5 protein-coding genes are annotated in these 4,644 nt (G+C 60.5%); 4 read left to right on the forward strand and 1 reads right to left on the reverse strand.

The features are described from left to right. The first annotated feature begins 15 nt into the window (after nt 1–15). The 4 genes from EN939_RS21635 (at nt 16) to EN939_RS21650 (ending at nt 4,192) form a co-directional block, all read left to right on the forward strand. Nucleotides 16–297, forward strand: coding sequence for a DUF2160 domain-containing protein (locus tag EN939_RS21635; RefSeq protein ID WP_127269597.1), 282 nt, complete (start codon nt 16–18; stop codon nt 295–297). 79 nt (nt 298–376) lie between these two features. Further along, nucleotides 377–2,101: an ABC transporter substrate-binding protein gene (locus EN939_RS21640; protein ID WP_027036699.1), complete on the forward strand. Its 1,725-nt coding sequence runs from the start codon at nt 377–379 to the stop codon at nt 2,099–2,101. Nucleotides 2,102–2,198: 97 nt separating this feature from the next. Further along, nucleotides 2,199–3,692: a glycerol kinase GlpK gene (glpK, locus tag EN939_RS21645; RefSeq protein ID WP_127269598.1), complete on the forward strand. Its 1,494-nt coding sequence runs from the start codon at nt 2,199–2,201 to the stop codon at nt 3,690–3,692. A 26-nt stretch (nt 3,693–3,718) separates the two neighbouring features. Beyond that, the gene (locus EN939_RS21650) at nt 3,719–4,192 is read left to right on the forward strand and encodes a DUF6882 domain-containing protein (RefSeq protein ID WP_127269599.1); all 474 of its coding nucleotides are present in this window, start codon (nt 3,719–3,721) and stop codon (nt 4,190–4,192) included. An 88-nt stretch (nt 4,193–4,280) separates the two neighbouring features. Here the strand turns inward: EN939_RS21650 and EN939_RS21655 are convergent, their stop codons facing one another. Beyond that, nucleotides 4,281–4,643, reverse strand: a complete 363-nt coding sequence (locus EN939_RS21655; RefSeq protein WP_245473132.1) for a BA14K family protein — start codon at nt 4,641–4,643, stop codon at nt 4,281–4,283. Between the last annotated feature and the right edge of the window lies 1 nt (nt 4,644).

A 4,644-nucleotide genomic window follows, 5' to 3' on the forward strand; every position in this document is an offset into this window, starting at 1 on the left:
GGGGAGGGTATGACCATGAACCTCACCTGGATGGCATGGACGCTGCCAACGGCGATCTTTTTCATCACGATCCTGGTGCTGCTCTGTGGCATGGCGGTCTGGGAATACGCCTCGCCCGGCGGCAATCCCCGGGTCGGCGTCCTGCGCTTCGAGACGACGCGCGGCGACCGCCTCTTCGTTTCGCTGCTCGGCAGCGCCTTTATCCATCTCGCTTGGCTGGGTCTTGTCGGACCCAACCTGTGGTGGGCTCTCGCTCTCTCCGTAGTCTACGCCGTCGGCGTGTTCCGCTACGTATAGAGGGGGAAACTGTTGGAGCGACCGCGTGCCGACGACCGCTCCAGATCGCACTTGAAACTTGAAAAGTGGAGGAAACGAAATGCGAAGGCAATTTTTAACATCAACGACTGCGCTTGTCCTGCTCTGGGGAGCAGGCCAGGCCTATGCCGGAATGGACGAAGCCAAGACCTTCCTCGATACCGAAATCAAGGACTTGTCGACGCTCGATCGCGCCGGCCAGGAAGCCGAGCTGCAATGGTTCATCGATGCGGCGAAGCCTTTCGCCGGCATGGACATCAAGGTGGTCTCCGAGACCATCGATACGCATAGCTATGAGTCCAAGGTTCTGGCGCCCGCTTTCACCGCGATCACCGGCATCAAGATCACCCACGACCTGATCGGCGAAGGCGATGTCGTCGAAAAGCTGCAGACGCAGATGCAGTCGGGCGAGAATATCTATGACGCCTACGTCAACGACTCCGACCTGATCGGCACGCACTGGCGCTACCAGCAGGCGCGCAGCCTGACCAAGTGGATGGCGAATGAGGGCAAGGACGTCACCAACCCCAACCTCGACCTCGCCGACTTCATCGGCACCAAGTTCACGACCGCTCCGGACGGCGACCTCTACCAGCTGCCCGACCAGCAGTTCGCGAATCTCTACTGGTTCCGCTACGACTGGTTCAACGACGAGAAGAACAAGGCCGATTTCAAGGCCAAGTACGGCTACGACCTCGGCGTTCCGGTCAACTGGTCGGCCTATGAGGACATCGCCGAGTTCTTCACCGGCCGCGAGATCGACGGCAAGAAGGTCTATGGCCACATGGACTACGGCAAGAAGGACCCGTCGCTCGGCTGGCGGTTCACCGATGCCTGGCTGTCCATGGCCGGCAATGGCGACAAGGGCCTGCCGAACGGTCTTCCGGTCGACGAATGGGGCATCAAGGTCAACGAGAAGTCGCAGCCTGTCGGCTCGTGCGTCGCGCGCGGCGGCGACACCAATGGCCCGGCTTCCGTGTATTCGATCCAGAAGTACCTGGATTGGCTGAAGGCCTATGCGCCGCCGGAAGCCCAGGGCATGACGTTCGGCGAATCCGGCCCCGTCCCGTCGCAAGGCACGGTCGCGCAGCAGATGTTCACTTACACCGCCTTCACCGCCTCCTTCGTCAAGGACGGGCTGCCGGTCGTGAACGCGGACGGCACGCCGAAATGGCGCTTTGCTCCGTCGCCGCACGGCGTCTACTGGAAGGACGGCATGAAGCTCGGCTATCAGGACGTGGGTTCATGGACGCTTCTCAAGTCCACGCCTGATGATCGCGCCAAGGCCGCCTGGCTCTATGCGCAGTTCGTGGTGTCGAAGACGGTCGACGTGAAGAAGAGCCATGTCGGCCTGACGCTCATCCGCGAGTCGACGATCCAGGACAAGAGCTTCACGGAACGCGCTCCGAAGCTCGGCGGCCTGATCGAGTTCTACCGCTCGCCGGCCCGTGTTCAGTGGTCGCCGACCGGAACGAACGTTCCGGACTATCCGAAGCTGGCACAGCTCTGGTGGCAGGCGATCGGCGATGCGTCGTCGGGCGCCAAGACGGCGCAGGAGGCGATGGACTCGCTTTGCTCTGAGCAGGAAAAGGTCATGGAACGCCTGGAAAAGGCTGGCATCCAGGGCGACATCGGTCCGAAGATGGCCGAAGAGCATGACCTCGCCTACTGGAACGCCGACGCGGTCAAGAAGGGCAATCTCGCTCCTCAGCTGAAGATCGAGAACGAGAAGGAAAAGCCGATCACCATCAATTACGACGAACTGGTGAAGAGCTGGCAAAAGTAAGATTGTTCTAAGCGGGCGTCTGCGCCCGTGTGACATTGGGGGAGGCGGCATCTTGCCGTCTCCCCTGTTTGTGTAAAAGACTAAGCGGGGAGGCATAATGACCGGATATATCCTTGCCATCGACCAGGGCACGACTTCGACCCGGGCGATCCTGTTCGACGGCGAGATGAAGGTCGCCGGCAGTGGGCAAAACGAATTCGCCCAGCACTATCCGGCCTCCGGCTGGGTCGAGCACGATCCGGAAGATATCTGGGCGAGTGTGGTGTCGACCGTGAAGGCGGCGCTGAAGAAGGCCGGCCGGAATGCTTCCGACGTGGCGGCGCTCGGTATCACCAATCAGCGCGAAACAGTCGTCATCTGGGATAAGGCGACCGGCAAGCCGATCCACAATGCCATTGTCTGGCAGGACCGGCGCACCGCGCCGCTGTGCCAGAAACTCAAGAAGCAGGGCTTGGAGAAAAAGTTCACCCGCAAGACCGGCCTGCTGCTCGATCCCTATTTTTCCGGCACCAAGATCGCCTGGATGCTGGACAAGGTGAAAGGCGCGAGAAAACGCGCCGAGAAGGGCGAATTGCTCGCCGGCACCATCGACAGCTTTTTGATCTGGCGGCTGACCGGCGGCAAGGTCCACGCCACGGACGCCACCAACGCCTCGCGCACGCTGGTCTACAATATCGCTGAGAATGCCTGGGACGACGAGCTGCTGTCGATCCTCAACATCCCAATAGAAATACTTCCCGAGGTGAAAGACTGCGCCGATGACTATGGAATCACGGAGAAAAATCTCTTTGGCGCCGAGATAAGAATCCTCGGTGTCGCCGGCGACCAGCATGCGGCAACCATCGGCCAGGCCTGTTTCGAGCCGGGCATGATGAAATCCACCTACGGCACCGGCTGCTTTGCCCTGCTCAACACCGGGAGCGATCTTGTGCGTTCGAAGAACCGGCTCTTGACCACCATTGCCTACAGGCTGAACGGCAAGACGACCTACGCGCTGGAAGGCTCGATCTTTATTGCCGGTGCTGCGGTGCAATGGCTGCGCGATGGCATCAAGGTGATCGGCAAGGCCGAGCAGAGCGGCAAATTGGCTGATGAAGCCGATCCGACCCAAAACGTCTACCTGGTGCCGGCCTTCGTCGGGCTCGGCGCGCCGCATTGGGACGCCGAGGCACGCGGCGCCATTTTCGGACTGACGCGCAATTCTGGCCCGGCCGAGTTTGCCCGTGCCGCGCTCGAATCCGTTGCCTACCAGACGCGCGACCTGCTCGACGCCATGCGCAAGGACTGGAAGGGGGCTTCGGCCAAGACCGTGCTGCGGGTCGATGGCGGCATGGTGGCGTCGGACTGGACCATGCAGCGTCTGGCCGACATCCTCGATGCACCGGTCGACCGCCCGACCATTCTGGAGACGACGGCGTTGGGGGCGGCCTGGCTGGCCGGCTCGAAGGCGGGCGTGTGGCCGGATGCTAAGAAGTTTGCGAAAAGCTGGGCGCTGGAGCGGCGCTTCCAGCCGGACATGGATAGCTCCATACGCTCAGCCAAACTCGCGGGTTGGCGCGATGCTGTGCGACGGACGCTGAGTGTGCCATAACCGATTGTCTAATGGGGCGAGGGGAAATGAAGCCAGATTGGTATCCTGCTTGGCGCGACGAGGCTATCGAACAACTAAATGCCAAGAATGACCGCTTGGAGAGAGACTTCCAGCTCGGCCACTCGTCTCGCTACGACTATGACATCGAGACCAGAAGGCTTTTGTTTTCCAAGGGCGGAGAAATCAAAGTCACCGCAGAGGTCCAGATTGCCGGGTCCACGAGCGCTAAGTCGCAGAGTTGGCTCTGGGCCTGGGCAAATTCAAATTGGCCCGATGACGTTATGATCGACGCAAAGCGGGTTCGATCCTTCGGCGAGACAAATAGCATCGACGAACTGACCCAGTCTTACGTGACGGATGTCGATGACGACCTGGAAGTGCTTGGTTGGGAACTGAGCGCCGCGGCGGTTCGAATTTGCGACGCCCTTGGAGCATATCGCTCACCTTCGGAAGGCGATGCACGTTTTTACATCATCAAGGCCATCAGTTGGGCTGGCTGATGCCGGCTCCCATGCTTACTGAAAAGAGAAGACCCGCGACAGATTCTGGCACGGGTCTACTCGTCAGCTATTGGCACTCATTCACGAATCAGTAAGGCGAACGGCACTCCTTGCGAGGGCCGTAATTCGGCTGGAACGTGTTGTCCGAAGCACGGTAGCTGCGATAGCGGTCGTAGCACCACTGGACGTGGGCGTTGCCTCCGTAGACGCGGTTGTTCTCGTTGTTGATGATGGCACCGGTGATCAGCGCGCCAGTCGCGAACGCCGCGAGCGGGAACCAATAATCGCCGTGACGACGGTAGCCGGGGCGATATTCGCGATAGCCGCGATGGCCGTTCCAATACGCGCCGCGATTGCGGGAAAAATTGCGGTCACGCGAAAAACTGCGGTCACGCGAAAAATTGCGATTGTAGCGGTCCTTGCGCCACTCCCGGTACTGGACTGTCTGCACA

Origin of the sequence: Mesorhizobium sp. M7A.F.Ca.CA.002.05.1.1, assembly GCF_003998335.1 — a bacterium.
Taxonomy (GTDB): domain Bacteria; phylum Pseudomonadota; class Alphaproteobacteria; order Rhizobiales; family Rhizobiaceae; genus Mesorhizobium.